Source organism: Agrobacterium burrii (genome assembly GCF_017313405.1).
GTDB lineage: Bacteria > Pseudomonadota > Alphaproteobacteria > Rhizobiales > Rhizobiaceae > Agrobacterium > Agrobacterium burrii.
The window spans coordinates 46,938-67,815 of record NZ_JAFLNA010000016.1 but is presented as its reverse complement, the minus strand read 5'-3'; the positions used below and the strand labels follow the sequence as shown (position 1 = coordinate 67,815).

The window sequence follows — 20,878 nt, the reverse complement described above, 5'->3', positions numbered from 1 at the left end:
TGCCAGCATGTTGGGAACGCCGCAACGTGCAGTTTACATCGCAGTGCAGCATAATTGCGGCGAATTGCGCGCCAGAATTGCCGCAAACACAAAATAACAGCATGACTGACGCATTCGTGTAGTGCGCAGAAACGGAGTGTTCCCTAAGCCACTATCATCGCCGACAAAGAGATTATTCATGCAATTTACTCGCCGCCATACGTTGAAATTTGCCGGAATTTCTTGCGCCGCCACGGCGCTGGCCGGTGCGCTCAAGGCCGAGGGCGGCACGCCCGCCGCAAATGCCGCAACCGCCCTGCCCTTTGCCCTCACGACACCCATGCATATCGGCCAGGCAGCACTTCGCGTGCGCGATCTTGATCCGATGATCGATTATTACCGTTCGGTGCTTGGCATGAACGAGGTGGGACGCACGGCCAGAGGCGTGACGCTTGGCGTCGGCACCGTGCCGCTGCTCGATCTCGTGCACAAACCGGCGGCCGACTACGAAAGCCCCACCTCCGCCGGCCTGTTCCACATCGCCTATCTGATGCCCTCCCGCAAGGATCTTGCCCGCTGGCTGGTGCACGCGGCGCTCCGGCAGGTGCCGCTTTCGGGTTTTGCCGACCATAATGTCAGCGAAGCGGTCTATCTCAACGACCCCGAGGGCAACGGTATCGAGGTTTACAGCGACCGCCCGCAGGACGCATGGGTCTGGAGCGGCCGGGTGGTGAAAATGGGCACCGAACCGCTTGATGTCGATAATCTAGTGGCGCTGACCGACACCAAAACCGACCATTATGAGGTCGCACCGGCGGGAATGCGCATCGGCCATATTCACCTGCGGGTCGGCGAAATCGCCACCGCCCGCGGCTTTTATGAACAGGCAGTCGGCCTGCAACCGACGCAGGATGCGCGTTCGGACGCATCGTTCCTCTCCTCCGGCGGCTATCACCATCATCTGGCGGTGAATACATGGAACAGCCGGGGGGCGAAGGAACGCAACGCCACAGAGACCGGCCTCGACTGGTTTTCACTCACTGTCCGAAATCCCGACGATCTCGAAGCGCAGAAGACCAGGCTGCGGGCCGCCGCTTATGTGCTGGTGGAGATGGAGAACGATGTGGTGGAAGCGATTGATCCGTGGGGCACGCGACTGCGGCTGGTGCCGGCTTGAGTGAGCACAGAAACACGCACACTGCGTGATTGACAGTTGCGGCAAGTGACGCGTTTACCAGAATTCGTAGCACCCCTCCTCCGTCATTCCGGCCTTGAGCCGGAATCCAGTCGGCACGCGTCTGCGCGACAGGAAGGGTTCCTTTCAGCCCAATGACTTGGGCTGGCCGGATACCGGCTCGAGGCCGGCATGACGGAGGAGGTTTGCTCCCCGGAAACGACTACCAGCCAGATCGCCGCATCAAACTATGAAGCCAATGAAAAGAAAGCCTTGCGAGGCCACGGCAGCGGCCTCGCAAGGCATTCCATCCGGTACAGGAAACCGGATGGTGGGGTCTGGTGAGAGCCCTTGGTTGTTTCGTAAAACATAGCAAAATGCCGCGCATTGTCGCTCACCCGAATGGGTGATACGGCGAGATAAATTCACATTGAGCAAAAGTCGGGACTGATCCCCGGAAAAGCCGCCTCAGACAGCTTCGCGCAACTGTTCGGCGGTCTGCAAATCGACCGATACCAGTTGCGACACGCCCTGTTCGGCCATGGTGACGCCGAAGAGGCGGTTCATGCGCGCCATGGTGATGGGATTGTGGGTGATGATGACGAAACGCGTCTCCGTCGAGGCCACCATCTCGTCCATCAGGTTGCAGTAGCGCTCGACATTGTGGTCGTCGAGCGGCGCGTCCACCTCATCAAGCACGCAGATAGGTGCTGGATTGGTGAGGAAGACCGCGAAAATCAGCGCCATGGCCGTCAAAGCCTGCTCGCCACCCGAAAGCAGTGTCATGGTCTGCGGTTTCTTGCCCGGAGGACGGGCGAGAATTTCCAGCCCCGCCTCCAGCGGATCGTCGGATTCTATCAGCTGCAATTCCGCCGTGCCGCCGCCGAAAAGATGGGTGAACAGCCGCTGGAACTGCGAATTGACCACATCGAAGGCGGCAATCAGCCGCTCGCGGCCTTCGCGGTTGAGGCTCTGGATGCCGGCGCGCAGTTTTCGCACGGCGTCGATGATGTCGTCGCGTTCCTTGATCAGCGCCGCAAGCTTGGCGGAAAGCTCGGCCTGCTCCTCCTCGGCGCGCAGATTGACCGCGCCAAGCCTCTCGCGCTCGATCTTCAGCCGGTCGAGATCGCGCTCGACATCGCGGATATCGGGCTTCGGCTGGTCGGGGCCAAGGCCGGTCAGGCGCAGCGCCATATGCGGCTCGGTATTCAGCGTCTCACGGATGCGATGTTCGGTTTCCTGCCGTTTTTCGCGGGCCGACACCAGTCGCTCTTCGGCACGGCCGCGCTTCTCGCGGGCTTCGGCCAGTTCGGAAAGCGCCGTGGTGGCGGTGCGGTCGGCGGCGCGTTGCAGGTTTTCCGCCTCGGCCAGCCGGTCGGCGGCTTCCCGGCGGGCGTCTTCGGTTTTTTGAAGCTCGTTGAGAAGATTGCGGCGTTTCTCGTCGAATTCCTCCGGCGCTATGTCCAGCTCGGCGATTTCCTCACGCGCCTCTTCCTCGCGTTCGCGCAGGGTGGCTATATGATCGGCTGCACTTGCCGCGCGCGAGCCCCAAGTGGCGCGCTCCTGCGCAATCGCCTGCAGCCGGCGCTGGCGGCTTTCGGCCTCGCGGCTCACACCTTCATGACGGGCGCGAGCTTCCGCCAAAAGACCGCGATCGGTAGCGACTTCAAGCTGGCTTTCACGCAGCTTCAGGTCGAGGACGGAGAGATCGGGAGCGTCCTCGACTTCGATGCGGGCATTTTCTTCCTGAACGGCGATCTCGTCGATCTGCGCGCCGATCTGGTTGAGCGCCTCGGAAACGATATCGCGGCGGCGCAGCAGATCGCCCGAGGCCCGTTCGGCTGATGTCAGCGCCTCGCGCGCTTCGGCAAGCTGGCGTGTCGCCAAGCGGTTTCTGTCGCGCACCTCCGAAAGCCGCATTTCGGCGCTTCGGATGTCTTCGGTTTTGATGGTTAGCTGTTCTTCAGCCTCTTCGAGGCCATAACGAGCTTCGTCGAGTTCGGTCTCGATTTCCGCAAGACGATTTTTCTGTGCCAGACGCAGGGCGGCGGCTCCCGGCGCATCGGCGCTGGCGATATGGCCGTCCCAGCGAAACAGCGCGCCCTCGCGCGTCACCAGCCGCTGGCCGGGTTTCAGCGATGGCATCAGGCGCAGGGCCTCCGCCGTATCGGCTGCAACGCCGATCTGGACGAGCGAGCGCCGCAGCGCATTCGGTGCCTGCGCGTAGTCCAGAAGTGGTTTCACACCCTGCGGCAGGGCGGGATCGCCCGCCCCATCGCCATTGCCGGCCCAATAGGCGGCAGCGGCGGGGTCGAGCGAGCTTTCGAGATCGTCACCAAGGGCCGCCCCCAGCGCCGTTTCAAACCCGCGCTCCACCGTCATCTCCTCAGCCACCGGTGTGAAGCTGCCATTGGCAGCCGCACTGGAAGCGAGGATTTTGGTGATGGTGCGCGCTTCGGTTTCCAGCGCGTTCAGCCGGTTTCTCGCCGTCTCCAGCGGTCCGCGCGCCAGTGCTTCGGCGGAACGCGCCGCAGCGACGGCGGCTTCCGCCTCCTCCGCCACGATCAGCGCATCCTCAACCGCAATCTCGGCTGCCTCGACCGCTTCGCGGCGCTCCGAAGGATCGGGAAGGCCGGCGAGTTTTTCATCGATGGCGTCGATCTCGGACGATGCTTCCTGCGACTGGCGTTCCAGCCGCAGCTTGCGATCAGAAAGATCGCGGATCGTCTTTTCCAATTGCTGACGGGAGGCGGCGGCTTGCGCGCGCTCGGCGGTGATGGCGGTGAAAACGGCTTCGCTCTCGGTGAGTTTGACGGCCGCAGCCTCGAAGGCCTCCCGCAGTTCTTCACCGTGACGGCCCTGATCCGACAGGATTTCGAGAAGGTCGGCCTCTTCTTCATCGAGCCGGGCAAGGATCTGGGCATTGTCAGAGACAAGCCGTTCCTCGCGAACGATATCCTCGCCAAGCTGCGACAGACGACGGGCCAGCTCATCGCGACGGCGCAGCAGGCGGTTTGCCTCGTCATCCAGCTGGGTGCGGGCGATTTGCAGGCGTTGCAGGGCGGCGGCGACACGGGCCTCGTCCTCGCGCAGCTCCGGCAGCTTCAGGCTGGCGATGCCCTGCTGTTTTGCCGCCTCCATCTGCGCTTGCGCCTTTTCGGCGACGATGTTGGTGGCCTGATTGAGCGCGCTTTCCCCTTCGCCTTCCGCCTCCTTCGCCTCCACCCAGCGAATGTGCAGAAGCGTCGCTTCGCGGGAACGGATATCCGCCGACAGCATCTTGAAACGGTTCGCCTGCCGCGCCTGCCGTTTCAGGCTTTCAATCTGGCTTTCCAGCTGCGAGGTCACGTCCTCCAGCCGCTCCAGATTGGTCTCGGCGGCGCGCAGGCGAAGCTCCGCCTCATGGCGGCGGGAATGCAGGCCGGAAATGCCGGCGGCCTCTTCCAGCAGCTGGCGGCGGGCCTGCGGCTTGGCGTTGATGAGTTCGCCGATGCGCCCCTGCCCCACCATCGAGGGCGAGCGTGCGCCGGTGGAGGCATCCGCAAACAGCAGCTGCACATCCTTGGCGCGGGCTTCCTTGCCGTTGATGCGGTAGACCGAGCCGTTTTCGCGCTCGATGCGGCGCGTGACCTGAATTTCATCGGCATCGTTGAAGGCGGCGGGGGCGGTGCGGTCGGAATTGTCGAGGTAGAGACCAACTTCGGCGGTGTTGCGGGCCGGGCGATTGCCGGAACCGGAGAAGATGACGTCATCCATGCCGGATGCGCGCATGTTCTTGTAGGAATTTTCGCCCATCACCCAGCGCAGCGCTTCGACCAGATTGGACTTGCCGCAGCCGTTGGGACCGACGACGCCAGTCAAGCCCGGCTCAATGATGAATTCCGATGGTTCGACGAAGGATTTAAAACCGACGACGCGCAGCTTGTTGAACTTCATGCCGCCATGCTCCGCCTAAACACACGGCAATAAAAAACGGGCGAGCGGAGATATCCGCCGCCCGTCTCTTTCGGGGTTCGGCGATCAGAGCAGCTTGTCGATGACAGCCGACATGGTTTCAACAGACATGTCTCCTGCGTATTTCTTGCCGTTGATGATGAAAGTCGGCGTGGAGTTGATGCCGAATTCCGTCGCACCGCGTTGCATGGTTGCGTTCACATCATCCAGAAGTTTCTGGTTCGTCAAGCAGGCCTCGAAAGACTCCTGTGAGAAACCAGCCATTTTAGACAATTGCAGCAGAGCGCCGCGGGCATCCTGCGCCGTGGCCCAGCCCTGCTGCTGCTTGAACAGCATGGAAACGAACGGGAAATACTGGCCTTCCGGTGCGCAGCGCGCCAGCATGAAGGCGGCAGCCGCACGCGGATCGAACGGGAATTCGCGCAGCACGAAATAGACCTTGCCGGTATCGATGTATTTCTTCTTGATCTCGTCGAAGGTCTTGTTGTGGAAATTGGCGCAGTGCGGGCAGGTCATCGACATATATTCGACTATCTTGACGGGCGCGTTGGCATCACCGAGCGCTGCTTCCGGCAGCGGGCCGGGCTTCATCACCGCAGCCATATCCACGTCACCGGTGGACTGGGGCAATTCCTGCGCCTCGGCGATGCCGGGCGTGAAGGCAAACGGCAGGGCCGCAGCAACGGCGGCAAGAGCAACACCGCCAAGCAGGCTGCGACGGGAAATGGTCAGTTCGGGAAAATGCATGAAAGCACCTGTTGGTAATAGACTCTATTGTCTGTTGATTCCGATATAGCGACGGCCTGTTCATCACAAGCGGGGTTTTGAACTCTTCCTGTCAAAGAATTGTGACCAGTCGAGGACGGCACCTCTTTCATCAAATAGTCTTGCGCCCCGGCTTCCTCTGCAAAACCGCCGTGCCAAGTCTTTCCACCGCCTTGCGCAGCGCCTCGCTCTCGATGCCTTCCATCATGTCATCGAGACGTTTTGCCGCATCGCCACGCAGCGGCGGCGGTTTTCTTTTGCGGGTAATGGTTTGGGAAACCGGCTTCTGCACGATCCTGATCTGGCGCACCGCCGGAAAACCAAAAAAACCATTGATGCGGGCGATGAGTTCGCCCTGCGCATGGGTGAGGAACAGCGCACGCGCGCCTTCGCAGGCAATCGTCAGCACGCCCGGCTGATAGCCACCGCGATCCGGCCCCTCGTCGCGGCGCGGCCAGGTGATCTTTTCCGGGCGGGTGCAATCGGCAAAGTCATCGCCGGCGATCTCGTCCCATGAGCCGAGCAGCGCCGTATTGATGCCGGCGCGTTTCGACAGCACCGGATCCATGATGCCATTGGCGACTTCGGCGATCTGTACCACGCCCTTCTTGTATCCGACGCCCTTCTGGGGATAACGCATGTTTCACTCGCGATTTTTGACCGCACCATCGGGGTGTTCTTGATCGGCCGGTCCTGATGTCCCAACTATAGGCCGAATCCAACGGAAACGGCAAACCATGCTCCAGAAAACCGCCCCGCCGTCTCACGCGCAGATGCTGCTGGCATGGTACGACCGCCACCATCGCGAGTTGCCGTGGCGCACCTCCCCGGCCATGGCCGCGCGGGGACAACGTGCCGATCCCTATCACGTCTGGCTGTCGGAAGTCATGCTGCAGCAGACGACGGTGCAGGCGGTAAAACCCTATTTTCTAAAGTTTCTCGCCGCCTGGCCAACCGTCAGCGATCTGGCGGCGGCACCGGTTGAGGATGTGATGGCCGCATGGGCGGGGCTTGGGTATTATGCCCGCGCCCGCAACCTTAAAAAATGCGCGGAAGCCGTGGCGAAAGAGCATGGCGGCGTCTTTCCGGATACCGAAGAGGGCCTGAAAAAGCTGCCCGGCATCGGCGATTACACCTCCGCCGCCGTGGCGGCAATCGCGTTTAACCGGCAGGCGGCTGTCATGGACGGCAATGTCGAGCGCGTCATCTCCCGCCTGTTTGCCATCGATGCCCCCCTGCCCGGCTCCAAACCCGCCATGAAGGCAAAGGTGGCGGCGCTCACCCCTGCCGACCGGCCCGGCGATTTTGCCCAGGCGATGATGGATCTCGGCGCGACGATCTGCACGCCGAAGCGGCCGGCCTGCGCGCTCTGTCCGTTCAACGGCGAATGTCTGGCGCTTGCCGATGACGAGCCGGAGCGTTTTCCGGTCAAGCCTGCGAAAAAGGCAAAGCCGGTGCGGCTTGGCGGCGCCTTCGTGGCGGTGAATACCAGCGGCGAAATCCTGCTGCGGCGGCGCATCGACAGCGGGCTTCTCGGCGGCATGACCGAGGTGCCGACAACGGCATGGACCGCCCGCGTGGATGGCGGCACGGAGACGAACCACGCGCCCTTTGCCGCCGAATGGCAGGCGGCGGGCGTGATCGTGCATGTTTTCACCCATTTCGAGCTGCGGCTCACCGTCTATCGCGTGCAGGTGCCGGATAGCCTCAAAACAGGGCCGGATGACGGATGGTGGGAGCCGGTTACAAATCTTGACGCGCAGGCGCTGCCAACGGTGATGAAAAAAGTCATTGCGCAGGCTATTCCATCCGCATTCGATGAACGCAGGAAATTTCGATGACCAAGATTGAGCATATCGTATTCGACATCGGCAAAGTGCTGATCCACTACGATCCGCATCTCCCCTACAGCCGTCTCATTCCCGATGCCGACGAGCGCCAATGGTTCTTCGACAATGTCTGCACCCATGACTGGAACCTCGAACAGGATCGCGGTCGCCGCTGGGAGGATGCCGAAGCGCTGTTGCTGGAGCAGTTTCCCGAACGGGAAGAGCATATTCGCGCCTTCCGCAAATTCTGGCACGAGATGGTCTCGCATTCCTATGATGACAGCGTCGCGATCATGGTTGGCCTGATCGACAGTGGCCACGATGTGACGATGCTCACCAATTTCGCCTCCGATACGTTTCGTGAGGCGCAGAAGATGTTTCCCTTCCTGACTTTGCCGCGCGGCGTGACGGTTTCGGGCGATGTGAAGCTGCTGAAACCTGACGTGGCGATCTACGATCTGCACGCCAAGGAATTCGGCCTCAATCCCGCTGCCAGCATCTTCATCGACGACACTCTGGCGAATGTGGAAGGCGCAAAGCAAGCCGGCTGGCAGGCGGTGCATTTCACCGGCGCGGAAAAGCTGCGGCAGGACCTGCGGGCCTATGGGGTGGAGGTTTAAAAAACATGGGCACAGCCATCATATCTTCGTAAGCTCCCTCGCGAACCGGTTTCAATTTGGGGATGGGAATGGCGGCTCCAACGCAACATATCATTGATCGAGGCGATGGCGCCGCCGTCGAACTTTTCCAAGCTCAAACGTCAGACGCACCGAAGGGAGCGATACTGTTTGTGCATGGCAATCAGGGCGGGCTTCTTCTGGGGGCGAAAGAGGCTGTCGACAACGGAATGCTGCTGCGATTCTCCTCCCGCCTAAACGTCACGGCGGCGGCGGTTTCGCAGCCCGGATTCGGCGCATCCGAAGGCCCCACGGATTTTTGCGGTCCAGCTACGCAGCAGGCGATTATAGCCGCTTTGGGTTTTCTCCAGAAGCAAGCTTCAATCGATCCCGAACGGATCATTCTTTACGGCAATAGTCGCGGTGCAGTTGCTTCGGCGATGGTTGCCACCCGGATGCCCAGCCTGCGCGCTGTCATTCTATCGAGTGGCGTTTACGATCTCAAACGAGCTTACCAAAGCAGTTCGCGGGGTCTGCGGCTGGCCATTGAGAAAGAGGCTGGACTTACAAATACAGCTTTCCTGGATCGTTCTGCTCTGTTTCATTCACACAAAATTCGCGCAGAAACGCTTCTTTTGCATGGTAAACATGACGACCGTGCACCGGTGGATCAAGCCGAGAGATTTGCGAATGCGCTTGCGGAAGCAGGACTATCCGTCGACCTTCACACCTTTGAATGTGGGCATCGTATCGGAGGCGAGCTGACCGCTCCAGTACTGCGCGGTTTTCTGACGAGGATACTTGCCCCCGCCGCCACTTTTCACTGATCTTGTAACCGGATTGAACCGAAGATTGTGCAAAGAAAACTGGCGCAATGGTTGACGGCGCAAAGCAAGCCGGCTGGCAGGCGGTGCATTTCACCGGCGCGGAAAAGCTGCGGCAGGATCTGCGGGCCTATGGGGTAGATGCCTGAAGATGACAAAACGGGCAGCTCCTATGGAGTTGCCCGTTCCTTGAGATTTTAGCGGAAAACCGGCGTTCAGCCCTGTGCGAAGGGCACGGCGACATAGGTCTGCGAATCGCCGCGCTGGATGAGCAGCAGAACGGATTTACGACCGGCCTTGCCGGCCTGCGCAATGGCCGCCTTGGCGTCAGCAGTCGATTTCACCGCGGTCTGATTGACCGAAACGATCACATCTCCCGCCTGCAAGCCGGCCTCGGCGGCGGGTTTGGAGGGTGTCACGCTTTCGACGATCGTACCCTTCTCATCCTGCGGGAGATTGAGGGCTTCACGGATCGCCGGGGTGATATCGGCCAGTCCGATACCGATCATCGGCAGGGCTTGCGATGAGGCGTCGCCCTTTTGCTGGCCATTGTCAGGGGATGCCTGTGCGCTCTGGCCATCATTGCCACCCACGGTGAGAAGCAAGTCTTTCGTCTCGCCCTGGCGCCAGACTGTAACGTGTTCCTTCTGGCCCGGCGACAGATCGGCGACCATGCGCGACAGGTCGCGCGGGGACTTGATCGCCTGGCCGCCGAGCGCGGTAATCACGTCACCGGTCTTAATGCCGGCGCGGCCTGCGGGCGTGCTCGCTTCCACCTTGGCGACCAGCGCACCTTCCGGCGTGGCAAGGCCGATGGCGTTGGCCACGTCAGGCGTCACCGGCTGTATCTGGACGCCAATGAAGCCGTGGTGGATCGACCCATCCTTCATGAGGCGGACGACGACATTCTGCGCCTGATCGGAGGGAATGGCGAAACCGACACCGACGCTGCCGCCATTCGGTGAATAGATCGCCGTGTTGATGCCGACGACCTTGCCTTCGACATCGACCAGCGGACCGCCGGAATTGCCGTGATTGATCGGCGCGTCGATCTGGATAAAATCGTCATAGGGTCCGCTGTGTAGATCGCGCCCACGGGCCGAGACGATGCCGGCCGTGACCGTGGTGCCGATGCCGAACGGATTGCCGATTGCCAATATCTGGTCGCCGGCCTTCAGCCTGTCGGAATCCCCCCAGGAAATCACCGCCAGCGGCTTGGAAGCGGTGATCTTGAGGACGGCCAGATCCGATTTCGGATCGGCGCCGACAAGCGTGGCGGGAAGCTCCGTGCCATCATCCAGCGTCACCTTGATGGAGGTGGCATTGTCGATGACGTGATTGTTGGTGACGATATAGCCGTCCGGCGAGATAATGAAGCCGGAACCCAGCGCTTCCGCGATCTGGGGTTGACGCTGCTGCGGCTGCTGTTGCGGCAGGGGAATGCCCTGCTCGCCGAAGAACTGCCGAAACTGCTGGTCAAACGGCGTGGTGTCATCGGTCGCCTGTTCCTGCGTTTTCATTTCGGTGGTGACGGTCACCACCGCCGGCTTGTCGGCGGTAACTATCCCGGCGAAGGAACCGCCCGACGTCACCGGACCGGGAACAGCCGATAATCCGGCCTGGGCAAAAGCGGGTGTGTTATGCAGAAAGACAGGCGTCACAAGCGGTGCGGCGACAAAGGCTGCGCCGAGCAAAGCTGCAATGCGATATCTGCGTAGAATGCCGGACATGACGTTTCTCCTTTCAAGGACATGCTCACGGCCTCAGCCATCGGGGAGCAGGCTTGCCCGCACCCCATGCATCCGGCCGGGCACATGGTTTTTTGAGTTTTCGATCGTTTCTTTCGAAATCCGCGCAACCCCGAACGGGGTGATATTCCTGAAGGCCGGAGGGCGGGTCGTAACGTTGTCACCGCTCTCCGGCCCTATTCGTGGCAGCCTGGTCTGTCCTCATGCTGCCGAGGACAGAAAAGCCCCGGTCAGCTCATTCGAACGATATTCCGGTCAAGTTGCCGGACTTCGCCCTGAAGCGTGGCAAACGCCTTCATGGGAATATAGCCACGATGCATGTCGGCGGTTTTCAATGCCTGGGTGCGGATTGCGGAAGCTTCGTTTTCGAGCCTGTTGAATGCGCTTGCGGTCAACTTGCCCTGCTGGCGTTCGAAGTCGATCCTGTGGTCGGCGACGCGAAGCTCATGGAGAACGCGAACCAGATGCGGCCTCTGTCCGTAAGCGGCGGGGCCGGTATAGCCCGTATACATGTCGTTCATGAACAGGTCGTCATCATTATGGCGGAAGAAATGTCTCCCACCCCGGTCGGAAGCGTGGAAACCTTCGTGGTGCATTCCACCGGAACCGGAATGCTCGCCGTGCGAATGTCCGGCCGCGAAAGCACCGCCGGTGGCGGCCGCCAGAATGAAGGATGCAATTGTGACTGTTTTGAAAAGCGAGCGCATGGCACGCCTCCTTATTCATCGCAGGTCTGCGCCTTGCGAATCCGGCTGTCTCGCATCGTCGCGTCGCGATCGTTTCCGGTCGCCGGCGACACTCAGCCTGGGAGAATATGTACTCCCCGCCGTGTGTAGCGTCACGTTAATCTTCCGTAACGCGCAGGACATCTAATGTTAAGGCAAGGGAACTCGTCTTGGCCGGGCGAGCCGCTATGGAGCGGCTCATGAAAGCCTTCGGGACCGCATAAAGAAAATTGGCGCAGGCGGAAATGGCGGTCTCCGGCCTGCGCCAGTCCTGCCGCAAGCGGCATGGGACAGCAATGTTTTCGTGATCTGTCCGAACCGGATTTTCACAACCACTGCTTTGACCAAGAGAGTATGGGCCGTCTCTTGCGCGAAACTTGTCTGGCTAAAATAATATATTCGAAAATACCAAAGCCCGACACTGAGGTGCCGGGCTTTGGTCGTTCTCCATCCGGGACTGAAGGTACTAAACCGGACGGAGACGTATTCTGACAAGGGCGGGCGGTGGATCGTCCGTCTCCAGCCTCCAAGGCTTTTGACTATTCGGCCTTTGCCATTTCACTGCGGATGATGGTTCTCAAATCGTCGATCGGCTTCAAGTCATCGCCGTCCTCGAAATGCCAGAATGTCCATCCGTTGCATGCGTCGAGACCCTGCACCTTCGCGCCGAGGCGGTGAATGGAGCCGGCGGTCCCGCCGGATGCCAAAGTACCATCGGCACGAATAATGGCGCTATAACGGCGCTTGGCGTCCGTCAGCACCTGGCCGGGGCGGACGAGGCCGCTTTCCACCAGCGTGTTGAAGGCAACGCGCGGCTCAGCCTTCTTGCCCGTCATGACGGTCAGTTCCGCCTTGCCGAGCGGCTCGACGGCGGCGATGCGGGCGGATGCCGCGTCGATATAATCCTGTTCGCGCTCGATGCCGACGAAGTGGCGGCCAAGACGTTTTGCGACAGCACCCGTGGTGCCGGAGCCGAAGAACGGGTCGAGCACGATGTCACCCGGCTTGGTCGACGCCATGATGATGCGTGCCAGCAGGGCTTCCGGCTTCTGGGTGGGATGCACCTTCTTGCCGTCGTCACCCTTCAGCCGCTCATGGCCGCTGCAGATCGGGAACAGCCAGTCGGAGCGCATCTGCACATCGTCGTTGGAGGCCTTCAGCGCATCGTAATTGAAGGTGTAACCCTTGGCTTTCGGATCGCGGCTGGCCCAGATCATCGTCTCATGGGCGTTCTGGAAACGGCGGCCCTTGAAATTGGGCATGGGATTGGTCTTGCGCCAGACGATATCGTTGAGGATCCAGAAATCGAGGTTCTGGAGCATGGAGCCGACGCGGAAGATATTGTGATAGGAGCCGATGACCCAGATGGTGCCATTGGGTTTCAGCACGCGGCGGCAGGCGAGCAGCCAGGCGCGGGTAAACGCATCATAGGCCTCGAAGGAGGCGAACTGGTCCCATTCGTCATCGACGGCATCGACCAGCGACTGATCGGGCCGGTGCAGCGTGCCGCCAAGCTGGAGGTTATAGGGCGGGTCGGCGAAAATCGCATCCACCGACTGGCTCGGGAGGGCATCCAAGGCAGCGACACAATCACCTTTGATGATGCTGTCTTTCCAGGCGTCACTCTCGCCCGCACGATCAAAACCGGCACGCCGAAAATCGGCCAGCGGAAAAACTGCTGCCATTGGTACTCGCTCCATACGCTTACTCTCTACTGACGCTTATGGTTACCGAAGATGGTTATCAAAGCCTGAACAAGTCACGGAAAACGCAAAATAAATAGCTTTTGACGCGGACAGGTTGGATTTGCGGCGGCGGGCGGGGAACCCGAAGCGGCACGAAAACGTTGTGCACAACGGGTTAGTCTGTCGCGCTGTTCTGCGCGGCAGGAAGACGGCAATGGCAAGGGGTGATCCGCAATGGGGTCGATGATGAAAATGGCTTCTTTTTCCGCACATATCGTATGCGCTGCGCTTGTCGTTGCGGCGCTGCCGTCGCCATTGCGGGCGCAGGCGCCGACGGCGCAATTTAACGTGGTGACGGATGCGGTACTGTTCGATGGCGGCCCTTCGCTTGGAAACAGCAACAAGGTGCGTTGGGATTTCTACAAAGCGGACCGAGCCGGAGTGCGAACCGACGAGAATGCCGGCGGCTCCTATGACGCCACCTTCGAGGCGAAGCTGCCGACCGGCAAATATGTCGGCGTGGCGGCGCTGGGCAATGTCACCCGCGAAATTGCCTTCGAGGTGAAGGACGGGAGCATTGCAAGACCGAAGGTTAATTTCGATGCGGCGGAACTGACTGTCGTGCCGAAACGCAGCCCCGATGGCGATGTGGAAAGCCAGGCGAAAACAGAGATCACCCAGGGTGATTTTAGGGATAGCGTCTACGGCCAGAATGCGGTGTTCGTGCCGGCGGGCGAGATTGTCCTCACCGGCAGCATCGGCCCGGCAAAGGTGCAGGAAACACTTGCCATCAAGGCGGGCGAGACGATCAGCCACGAGCTTGTGATCCCGAGTGGCGTGGTGGTCGCCAGGGCGGTTTATGCGCAGGAAGGCAAAGCTGTTGAAACGGACGACATCCGTTTTGAGGCGATGTCGGCCAAGGAAACGCTTGATGGCACGCGCCAGACCATCAACGGGACTTACGGCACCGGTAAGATGATGGAAATGCCCGCCGGCGATTTCGTGATGCGCGCCCGTCTCGGCAAGGTGACGGTGGAGCAACCGTTTACCGTGACCGCCGGAAAGCGGTCCGAGATCACCATCAACCTCGATGCGGGCGTTCTGGCGATCACGGCTCCGGGCGCGGAGCGGATCGATATCGTCGAGACGACCAAAGACCTTCAGGGCACGCAGAAGGAAATTTCCGGCCGCTACGGCACACAGCATCAGGAAACCCTGCATCCCGGCGACTATTCGGTAAAGGTGAGCTACGACAAGAAATCCGGCCGCGACCCCAAGGAAATCAAGGCGACGGTCAAGGCCGCCGAGAGAACCGAGACGAATGTGGCGGAGTAGGTGCAAGCCGCTTCCCGGCCGGGCGCGCTGGCGGCTTGCCGATTTTTACGCCGCCGAACCCTGACGCCGCGATGCGGTCGCACAATCTGATCCACTGGCAACCGCGACAGGCCTGCCGTATATCTCCGGCGGCGAAAGCGAGACGCATTTTCGCCAGAAAGTCCGGTGTCGCCCGCAGCCGTTTTCCGGGGGCGAGCGTCTCGCCCAGAAGCGTCGAAACCGAAAGCCGGGCCGCCTCGTCCCGCTGCACCACACCCTCGTTGAAACAGTGGGCATGGCTTTCGCACAACAGGCCGACGCAGATATCATCGGGACCGTCCACCAGTTCGATATCCTCTTCGCCCGCATTCAGGCGAGCGGCGACACGGTCGTAATTTTCGACGAAGCCGGAGGTGTAGCCCTTGCCCACATAGGTCAGCATACAGAGAAGGTGGTGGGGGCGGAGCCGGACAGTCACGCGCCGCCGCCTATCCGACAATCGCGAAGGCGTCGCGCACCGAGCCGGAGGAGGTGCGGATCGCCTTGCGGCCGATCCATTGCACATGTCCGTCGAGAATGCGCACCGCCTCCTCCGCCCTGCCACCGCGCAGCGCGTCGATGATTGCGCGGTGGTCGGTATCGGTGCGGCGCTCCCAGCCGGCCCGCCAGGCGGAAAAGAGGAAGCGGGCGCTTGCGGCGTGCAGGCCGTCTATCGCCTCCATCAGGCGCGGCATGTTGCATGGCGCGGTGATGAGACGGTGGAAGCGGCGGTTGGCCTCTTCCCAGTGCTGCACATCGACGGCGCTGTCGCCTTCCAGCGTTGCGGCCTCGGCCTGATCGAGAATGGCTGAAGTCATGTTGGGAATGGCGTGGCGCAGCGCCAGAACCTCAAGGGCTGCGCGCATTTCCGCCACCTCGCGCACGTCGTCAAGGCCGAAATCCGCGACCCTGACACCCCGGCGCGGAATGCTGGCGGCCAGACCCTGCGCTTCCAGCCTGCGGAACGCTTCGCGCACCGGCACATGCGACGCGCCGAATTCGGCGGCGATATGATCCTGCCGCAGGCGTTCGCCCGGCGACAGTTCACCGCGAACGATGCGCTCGGCGAGCGTGCGGCTGATGCGTGCGGCAATGGTGTCTTCAGGTGTGGTTTTCACTGGCTTGGGCATAATATCCCATAACTCATATGGCGCGAGACTGTGTAGCGGTTTTTGCACGCCGGAAATAAGCAACAGCGAATATTTAAAGCCGTACAGGCACTTGCTGAAGCCGGATCAAGCTATGAGCCTGATGGGACCGACCCTTGCGGGTGAGCCGGTTGAGCTTGGCGCGGACATGGTCTAAAAGCCCGGCATCACTTTTCCAGGCAAATTCGATCAAGGGAGCGCCCATGAGCGGCTTCGACCTCATTATTTTCGACTGTGACGGCGTTCTGGTCGATTCCGAAATCATTGCAGCACAGGTGGAATCCCGCCTTTTGACCGAGGCCGGTTATCCGATCTCCGTCGAGGAAATGGGCGAGCGCTTTGCCGGCATGACCTGGAAAAACATCCTTTTGCAGGTGGAAAAGGAAGCCAGTATTCCGCTATCCGCCTCCCTGCTCGACAAGTCGGAAAAGCTGCTCGATGCGCGGCTGGAACGCGATGTGAAGGTCATTGAGGGCGTCAAGTTCGCGCTGTCGCGCCTGACCACGCCGCGCTGCATCTGCTCGAATTCCTCCAGCGCCCGCCTCGACATGATGCTGACGAAAGTGGGCCTGAAGCCCTATTTCGCGCCGCATATCTATTCCGCCAAGGACCTCGGCGCTGATCGTGTGAAGCCGAAGCCGGACATCTTCCTGCATGGCGCGGCCCAGTTCGGCGTCTCCCCCGACCGCGTCGTCGTCATCGAGGATTCCGTCCACGGCATCCACGGTGCGAAAGCCGCCGGCATGCGCGTCATCGGCTTTACCGGCGCATCCCACACCTATCCGAGCCATGCCGACCGGCTGACCGATGCGGGCGCGGAAACGGTGATTTCGCGCATGCAGGACCTGCCCGCCGTGATTGCGGCGATGGCCGAGTGGGAAGGCGCTTTTTGAGTTGTGAAATCGATTCTTTCATGATCTGAATGGCTACATTGATCTTTCAATAAATGTAGCTACATTAATTCATGAAAATCATATGGGACGAGCCCAAGAGGCTCGCCAATATCGAGAAGCACGGCTTCGACTTTGCAGATATCGATGGCTTTGACTGGGAGAACGCCATCATCGAGAAAAGCTTGGCCGAATCGGGAAGTTCGCGCTTCAAAGCGATAGGACATTTCCGGAACGGGACTGTTGCCATGGCCAAAGCTGCAAAACTGAAAGAATTCAAACCCGGACACGGCTATACCGAAGCGGACTGGAACGCGGTCGATTTTCCGGAAATGACGGAAGAGGAACTCGCCAATACGCGTCCTGCCCGGGACGTTTTGCCGCCCGCTTTTTTTGAAGCAATTAATGAATACCGAAAGACACGTGGCCGCCCGCCGGTAGATAAACCAAAGAAACAGGTGACGCTGCGCCTCGATGAAGACGTGGTGGAGCGTTTTCGTAACAGTGGCAAAGGATGGCAAAGCCGCATCAATGAGGCCTTACGAAAGGCAGCAGGCATTTAAATTCGTTGCCACTCAACAGAAAACCGGAGCCTGCAGAAGCAGCCTCCGGTTTTTTCATCTAGCCCGTCAAATCACCGGCGCTTGGTCTTTGCCTTGGCGCTCTCGCCGCCGAAGCCGATATAGACGCTGACCGACTTCGGCGCGCCGCCCGGGCCATTGGGAATGGCAACGTGGTCATTGTTGAAGATGAACTGAGTGCCGGCCTGACCTGCCGGGACATCGATGGCAAAATTGGTCGTTTCGCCGTAGATTTCGCCGTCACCATCTTTCACCGTCACGCGGATGGGAACCGTCACGCGGCCGGGCTTGGCCATGGGGCCGGGAACGAGGCGACCCTGCGCCAGCACGTTGACCGTCAGCGTCGATTCGTTGGCGCTGCACGAACGCGTCGTGTCGGAGAGCGAAACCTGATAGACGAGTTTCTGCGGATCGTCCTTGGCGCCGCCGGCATAAACGCGGTGGACGGCGCTGGCGTCGAGAACTGTAACCGTCGGGCAATTGGCCTGCACCACCGGGGCAACGGCATTGGCCTGCGCCGCCGGAGGGTTGATGGCAAGCGAGTCCGCTGGATTGGAGGAATTGCACCCTGCAACGACGGCGAGAAGCGACATCGCGGCGGACAAACGCAAGAAATTCCCTGACACTCTTCTAATTCCCTCTCCATTGTCCCGGAACCGAACCGGAGACGCTGTTTATTGACCTTTCACGCAGGTTGGCGATGGTCTATAGCAGCGACGCCGGAAAAAATCGATTGGCATGTTCGGTTTTGCTTGAATTTTCAAAAAAGCCGTTCATGACCTCGCCAATCGCCTCATTTCCGTGAGACGCTGCCGATAAAGACGCCGGTAAGAACGGTAAGGACAAGGGACTATCTCGTGAAATATGTATCGACCCGGGGTGCGGCCCCTTCGCTTGGTTTCTGCGACGCGCTTCTGGCGGGCCTTGGCCGTGACGGCGGGCTTTACGTGCCGCGCGAATGGCCCTCCATGTCGAAAAAGGAAATCCGCAACCTGCGCGGCAAGTCCTATCAGGACGTCGCCTTCGAGGTTCTCTACCGTTTCACCGGCGGCGAAATTCCGGCAGACAAGTTCAAGGCGATGATCGACGATGCCTATTCGACGTTCCGCCACCCGGCCGTCGTGCCGCTGACGCAGACCGGCCCGAACACCTTCGTGCTGGAGCTTTTCCACGGCACCACGCTCGCCTTCAAGGACGTGGCGATGCAGCTTCTCGCCCGGTTGATGGATTACACGCTGACTGAACGCGGCGAGCGTGCCACCATTGTCGGCGCAACCTCCGGCGATACCGGCGGCGCGGCGATCGACGCCTTTGCCGGCCGTGAGCGCACCGACATTTTCATCCTTTTCCCGAACGGCAAGGTCTCGCCGGTGCAGCAGCGCCAGATGACGACGTCCACCGCTTCCAACGTGCATGCGCTGGCGATCAACGGTAATTTCGACGATTGCCAGACGCTGGTCAAAGACATGTTCAACGACGTGAAGTTCCGCGACGGCGTGAAGCTTTCCGGCGTCAACTCCATCAACTGGGCGCGCATCATGGCGCAGGTGGTTTATTATTTCACCGCGTCGCTGTCGCTCGGTGGGCCGGACCGGAAGGTTTCCTTCACCGTTCCGACCGGCAATTTCGGCGATATCTTCGCCGGTTACGTCGCCAAGAAGATGGGCCTGCCGATCGACAAGCTCGTCATCGCCACCAATGACAACGACATTCTGGCGCGCACGCTGAAAACAGGCCGTTACGAGATGCGCGGTGTGCAGCCCACCACCTCGCCCTCGATGGACATCCAGATCTCGTCCAACTTCGAACGTCTGCTGTTTGAGGCCTATGGCCGTGATTCCGCTGCGGTGAAGGCATCGATGGACGGCCTGAAGCAGTCCGGTGCGTTTGAAATTCCGCCGGCGGCCCTGAAATTCATCAAGAAGGACTTCCGCGCCGGCCGCGCCACCGAAAAGCAGGTGGCGGCGACCATTCGCGAGACACTTGAGAAAACCGGCTATCTCATCGACCCGCATACGGCGACCGGCGTTTTCTTGGCGGAAAAGCACGAAAAGGCCGCAAGCCCGATGGTAGTTCTGTCTACCGCCCACCCGGCTAAATTCCCGGCCGCTGTAAAATCCGCTTGCGCAATCGAGCCTGCGCTTCCAGTATGGCTAGCTGACATTATGAACCGGGAGGAGCGTTTCGACATTCTGGACGCAGAGCTGAAAGCCGTGGAAACCTTCATCGGCCAACATGCACGCGCCGGCAAATAGAGACGCGGAAAGACGTTGAGTATGAGAGTTAATGTGACCCGGCTTTCGTCCGGGTTGACCGTTGTGACGGAGAGAATGCCGCATCTCGAAAGCGTTGCTCTTGGGGTGTGGATCAAATCCGGGTCCCGCAACGAGACGACTGCCGAACACGGCATCGCCCATCTTCTCGAACATATGGCCTTCAAGGGCACGGCACGCCGCACCGCAAGGCAGATCGCCGAAGAAATCGAAAATGTCGGCGGCGAAGTCAACGCGGCGACATCGACGGAAACAACCTCCTACTACGCCCGGGTCCTGAAAGACCACGTCCCGCTCGCCGTTGATATCCTTGCCGATATCCTGACGGAATCGCTCTTCGACGAAGACGAGCTGGAGCGCGAGAAAAACGTCATCCTCCAGGAAATCGGCGCTGCGACCGATACGCCTGATGACGTGATCTTCGATAATTTCTCCGGTGTCGCCTATCGCGACCAGACCATTGGCCGGCCGATCCTCGGCACGCCGGAAACCGTTCAATCCTTCACCAGTGGTCAGATCCGGCATTATCTTGCCCGCAATTATACGACGGACCGCATCTTCGTTGTCGCGGCAGGCGCTGTCGATCACGAAAGCTTCGTGAAGCAGGTGGAAGAGCGTTTTGCCTCGCTGCCGCTCGTTCCGGCAGCAACACCCGTCATGGAAAAGGCGATCTATACCGGCGGCGAAATCCGCGAGACCCGAGACCTGATGGACGCCCAGGTGCTGCTCGGTTTCGAGGGCAAGGCCTATCACGCCCGTGATTTTTATTGTTCGCAGATTCTGGCCAATATTCTCGGCGGCGGCATGTCATCGCGCCTCTTCCAGGAAGTGCGCGAGGCGCGCGGCCTTTGTTATTCCGTTTATGCCTTCCATTGGGGTTTTTCCGATACCGGCATATTCGGCGTGCATGCGGCGACCGGCGGCAACGACCTGCCGGAACTGATGCCCGTCATCGTTGACGAGTTGCGCAAGTCTTCCCAAACCATCCATCAGGAAGAAATCGACCGCGCCCGCGCGCAAATCCGTGCACAATTGCTGATGGGGCAGGAAAGCCCCGCCGCCCGCGCCGGCCAGATGGCCCGGCAGATGATGCTTTACGGCCGGCCCATCCCCAATGAGGAGATGATGGAGCGCCTGAACGACATCACGCGCGAACGCCTGACCGATCTTGCGGGACGGCTGTTTTTCGATACAGTTCCGACATTGTCCGCAATTGGCCCGCTCGAACATCTGCCGCCTCTTTCAGACATCACTGCCGCGCTTTCCGCGCAGCAGCCTGCAAGGATAAAGGCGAACGGCTGAGAATGGCGGTTTCTTCCGCACAGGGATGGTG

At 60.4% G+C, this 20,878-nt stretch carries 18 protein-coding genes and 2 pseudogenes; 11 read left to right on the top strand and 9 right to left on the bottom strand.

The window, feature by feature from the left end; all coding sequences use genetic code 11:
- Nucleotides 1–178: 178 nt before the first annotated feature.
- Nucleotides 179–1,156, top strand: a complete 978-nt coding sequence (locus JZX89_RS24135) for a VOC family protein (protein ID WP_207135561.1) — start codon at nucleotides 179–181, stop codon at nucleotides 1,154–1,156.
- 465 nt (nucleotides 1,157–1,621) lie between these two features.
- Here JZX89_RS24135 and JZX89_RS24130 read toward each other — a convergent pair whose 3' ends face one another.
- From JZX89_RS24130 to JZX89_RS24120, 3 genes are all read right to left on the bottom strand, one after another.
- On the bottom strand, nucleotides 1,622–5,089 hold the full coding sequence (locus JZX89_RS24130) for a chromosome segregation SMC family protein (RefSeq protein WP_207135560.1): 3,468 nt from the start codon (nucleotides 5,087–5,089) through the stop codon (nucleotides 1,622–1,624).
- An 84-nt stretch (nucleotides 5,090–5,173) separates the two neighbouring features.
- On the bottom strand, nucleotides 5,174–5,854 hold the full coding sequence (locus tag JZX89_RS24125; protein ID WP_207135559.1) for a DsbA family protein: 681 nt from the start codon (nucleotides 5,852–5,854) through the stop codon (nucleotides 5,174–5,176).
- A 130-nt stretch (nucleotides 5,855–5,984) separates the two neighbouring features.
- Complete coding sequence (locus JZX89_RS24120) at nucleotides 5,985–6,512, bottom strand: DUF721 domain-containing protein (protein ID WP_207135558.1); 528 nt, start codon at nucleotides 6,510–6,512, stop codon at nucleotides 5,985–5,987.
- Between the two features lie 97 nt (nucleotides 6,513–6,609).
- Here JZX89_RS24120 and mutY point away from each other — a divergent pair, with 97 nt between their 5' ends.
- The 4 genes and pseudogenes from mutY to JZX89_RS24100 form a co-directional block, all read left to right on the top strand.
- Nucleotides 6,610–7,713, top strand: coding sequence for an A/G-specific adenine glycosylase (gene mutY, locus JZX89_RS24115; RefSeq protein ID WP_207135557.1), 1,104 nt, complete (start codon nucleotides 6,610–6,612; stop codon nucleotides 7,711–7,713).
- Nucleotides 7,710–8,321, top strand: a complete 612-nt coding sequence (locus tag JZX89_RS24110; protein WP_207135556.1) for an HAD family hydrolase — start codon at nucleotides 7,710–7,712, stop codon at nucleotides 8,319–8,321. Before mutY ends, JZX89_RS24110 begins: the two co-directional genes overlap by 4 nt.
- A 68-nt stretch (nucleotides 8,322–8,389) precedes the next feature.
- Nucleotides 8,390–9,145, top strand: a complete 756-nt coding sequence (locus JZX89_RS24105) for an alpha/beta hydrolase family protein (protein ID WP_207135555.1) — start codon at nucleotides 8,390–8,392, stop codon at nucleotides 9,143–9,145.
- Between the two features lie 50 nt (nucleotides 9,146–9,195).
- A pseudogene (locus JZX89_RS24100) lies at nucleotides 9,196–9,291 on the top strand (HAD family phosphatase); the annotation flags it as partial.
- 66 nt (nucleotides 9,292–9,357) lie between these two features.
- Here JZX89_RS24100 and JZX89_RS24095 read toward each other — a convergent pair.
- From JZX89_RS24095 to JZX89_RS24085, 3 genes are all read right to left on the bottom strand, one after another.
- Complete coding sequence (locus JZX89_RS24095) at nucleotides 9,358–10,872, bottom strand: DegQ family serine endoprotease (protein WP_207135554.1); 1,515 nt, start codon at nucleotides 10,870–10,872, stop codon at nucleotides 9,358–9,360.
- 248 nt (nucleotides 10,873–11,120) lie between these two features.
- Nucleotides 11,121–11,597 (bottom strand): hypothetical protein, encoded by a 477-nt coding sequence (locus tag JZX89_RS24090; protein ID WP_207135553.1) that lies wholly within the window; start codon nucleotides 11,595–11,597, stop codon nucleotides 11,121–11,123.
- A gap of 557 nt (nucleotides 11,598–12,154) precedes the next feature.
- The gene (locus JZX89_RS24085) at nucleotides 12,155–13,300 is read right to left on the bottom strand and encodes a site-specific DNA-methyltransferase (protein WP_153513313.1); all 1,146 of its coding nucleotides are present in this window, start codon (nucleotides 13,298–13,300) and stop codon (nucleotides 12,155–12,157) included.
- 234 nt (nucleotides 13,301–13,534) lie between these two features.
- Here JZX89_RS24085 and JZX89_RS24080 point away from each other — a divergent pair, with 234 nt between their 5' ends.
- A complete protein-coding gene (locus tag JZX89_RS24080) occupies nucleotides 13,535–14,635 on the top strand; it encodes a hypothetical protein (RefSeq protein WP_207135552.1) in 1,101 nt (366 codons plus the stop codon).
- Here JZX89_RS24080 and JZX89_RS24075 read toward each other — a convergent pair.
- Complete coding sequence (locus JZX89_RS24075; protein ID WP_207135624.1) at nucleotides 14,595–15,056, bottom strand: DUF1284 domain-containing protein; 462 nt, start codon at nucleotides 15,054–15,056, stop codon at nucleotides 14,595–14,597. The genes JZX89_RS24080 and JZX89_RS24075 overlap by 41 nt on opposite strands.
- A 46-nt stretch (nucleotides 15,057–15,102) precedes the next feature.
- Nucleotides 15,103–15,783, bottom strand: a complete 681-nt coding sequence (locus JZX89_RS24070) for a GntR family transcriptional regulator (RefSeq protein ID WP_207135551.1) — start codon at nucleotides 15,781–15,783, stop codon at nucleotides 15,103–15,105.
- A 221-nt stretch (nucleotides 15,784–16,004) separates the two neighbouring features.
- On the opposite strand from JZX89_RS24070, the gene JZX89_RS24065 reads away from it, so the two are divergent.
- From JZX89_RS24065 to JZX89_RS24055, 3 genes and pseudogenes are all read left to right on the top strand, one after another.
- Nucleotides 16,005–16,694 (top strand): HAD family hydrolase, encoded by a 690-nt coding sequence (locus JZX89_RS24065; RefSeq protein WP_207135550.1) that lies wholly within the window; start codon nucleotides 16,005–16,007, stop codon nucleotides 16,692–16,694.
- A 71-nt stretch (nucleotides 16,695–16,765) separates the two neighbouring features.
- Nucleotides 16,766–16,927 (top strand): annotated as a pseudogene (locus JZX89_RS28680) (BrnT family toxin); the annotation flags it as partial.
- 12 nt (nucleotides 16,928–16,939) lie between these two features.
- The gene (locus tag JZX89_RS24055) at nucleotides 16,940–17,254 is read left to right on the top strand and encodes a BrnA antitoxin family protein (protein ID WP_194287589.1); all 315 of its coding nucleotides are present in this window, start codon (nucleotides 16,940–16,942) and stop codon (nucleotides 17,252–17,254) included.
- Nucleotides 17,255–17,325: 71 nt separating this feature from the next.
- On the opposite strand, the gene JZX89_RS24050 is transcribed toward JZX89_RS24055, so the two are convergent.
- A complete protein-coding gene (locus JZX89_RS24050) occupies nucleotides 17,326–17,865 on the bottom strand; it encodes a PilZ domain-containing protein (protein ID WP_153514139.1) in 540 nt (179 codons plus the stop codon).
- 264 nt (nucleotides 17,866–18,129) lie between these two features.
- Here JZX89_RS24050 and thrC point away from each other — a divergent pair, with 264 nt between their 5' ends.
- Together thrC and JZX89_RS24040 are read left to right on the top strand one after the other, a co-directional pair.
- Entirely contained in the window at nucleotides 18,130–19,527 is a 1,398-nt protein-coding gene (gene thrC / locus JZX89_RS24045) for a threonine synthase (protein ID WP_207135549.1), read from the top strand.
- A 21-nt stretch (nucleotides 19,528–19,548) separates the two neighbouring features.
- Nucleotides 19,549–20,847, top strand: coding sequence for a M16 family metallopeptidase (locus tag JZX89_RS24040; RefSeq protein WP_149899014.1), 1,299 nt, complete (start codon nucleotides 19,549–19,551; stop codon nucleotides 20,845–20,847).
- Nucleotides 20,848–20,878 lie beyond the last annotated feature (31 nt).

Excerpts from the sequence above, each read along its gene's own strand:
- JZX89_RS24135 (WP_207135561.1), top strand. The coding sequence starts at position 179 with ATGCAATTTACTCGCCGCCATACGTTGAAATTTGCCGGAATTTCTTGC.
- JZX89_RS24130 (WP_207135560.1), bottom strand. The coding sequence starts at position 5,089 with ATGAAGTTCAACAAGCTGCGCGTCGTCGGTTTTAAATCCTTCGTCGAA.
- JZX89_RS24125 (WP_207135559.1), bottom strand. The coding sequence starts at position 5,854 with ATGCATTTTCCCGAACTGACCATTTCCCGTCGCAGCCTGCTTGGCGGT.
- JZX89_RS24120 (WP_207135558.1), bottom strand. The coding sequence starts at position 6,512 with ATGCGTTATCCCCAGAAGGGCGTCGGATACAAGAAGGGCGTGGTACAG.
- mutY (WP_207135557.1), top strand. The coding sequence starts at position 6,610 with ATGCTCCAGAAAACCGCCCCGCCGTCTCACGCGCAGATGCTGCTGGCA.
- JZX89_RS24110 (WP_207135556.1), top strand. The coding sequence starts at position 7,710 with ATGACCAAGATTGAGCATATCGTATTCGACATCGGCAAAGTGCTGATC.
- JZX89_RS24105 (WP_207135555.1), top strand. The coding sequence starts at position 8,390 with ATGGCGGCTCCAACGCAACATATCATTGATCGAGGCGATGGCGCCGCC.
- JZX89_RS24095 (WP_207135554.1), bottom strand. The coding sequence starts at position 10,872 with ATGTCCGGCATTCTACGCAGATATCGCATTGCAGCTTTGCTCGGCGCA.
- JZX89_RS24090 (WP_207135553.1), bottom strand. The coding sequence starts at position 11,597 with ATGCGCTCGCTTTTCAAAACAGTCACAATTGCATCCTTCATTCTGGCG.
- JZX89_RS24085 (WP_153513313.1), bottom strand. The coding sequence starts at position 13,300 with ATGGCAGCAGTTTTTCCGCTGGCCGATTTTCGGCGTGCCGGTTTTGAT.
- JZX89_RS24080 (WP_207135552.1), top strand. The coding sequence starts at position 13,535 with ATGGGGTCGATGATGAAAATGGCTTCTTTTTCCGCACATATCGTATGC.
- JZX89_RS24075 (WP_207135624.1), bottom strand. The coding sequence starts at position 15,056 with ATGCTGACCTATGTGGGCAAGGGCTACACCTCCGGCTTCGTCGAAAAT.
- JZX89_RS24070 (WP_207135551.1), bottom strand. The coding sequence starts at position 15,783 with ATGCCCAAGCCAGTGAAAACCACACCTGAAGACACCATTGCCGCACGC.
- JZX89_RS24065 (WP_207135550.1), top strand. The coding sequence starts at position 16,005 with ATGAGCGGCTTCGACCTCATTATTTTCGACTGTGACGGCGTTCTGGTC.
- JZX89_RS24055 (WP_194287589.1), top strand. The coding sequence starts at position 16,940 with ATGGCCAAAGCTGCAAAACTGAAAGAATTCAAACCCGGACACGGCTAT.
- JZX89_RS24050 (WP_153514139.1), bottom strand. The coding sequence starts at position 17,865 with ATGTCGCTTCTCGCCGTCGTTGCAGGGTGCAATTCCTCCAATCCAGCG.
- JZX89_RS24040 (WP_149899014.1), top strand. The coding sequence starts at position 19,549 with ATGAGAGTTAATGTGACCCGGCTTTCGTCCGGGTTGACCGTTGTGACG.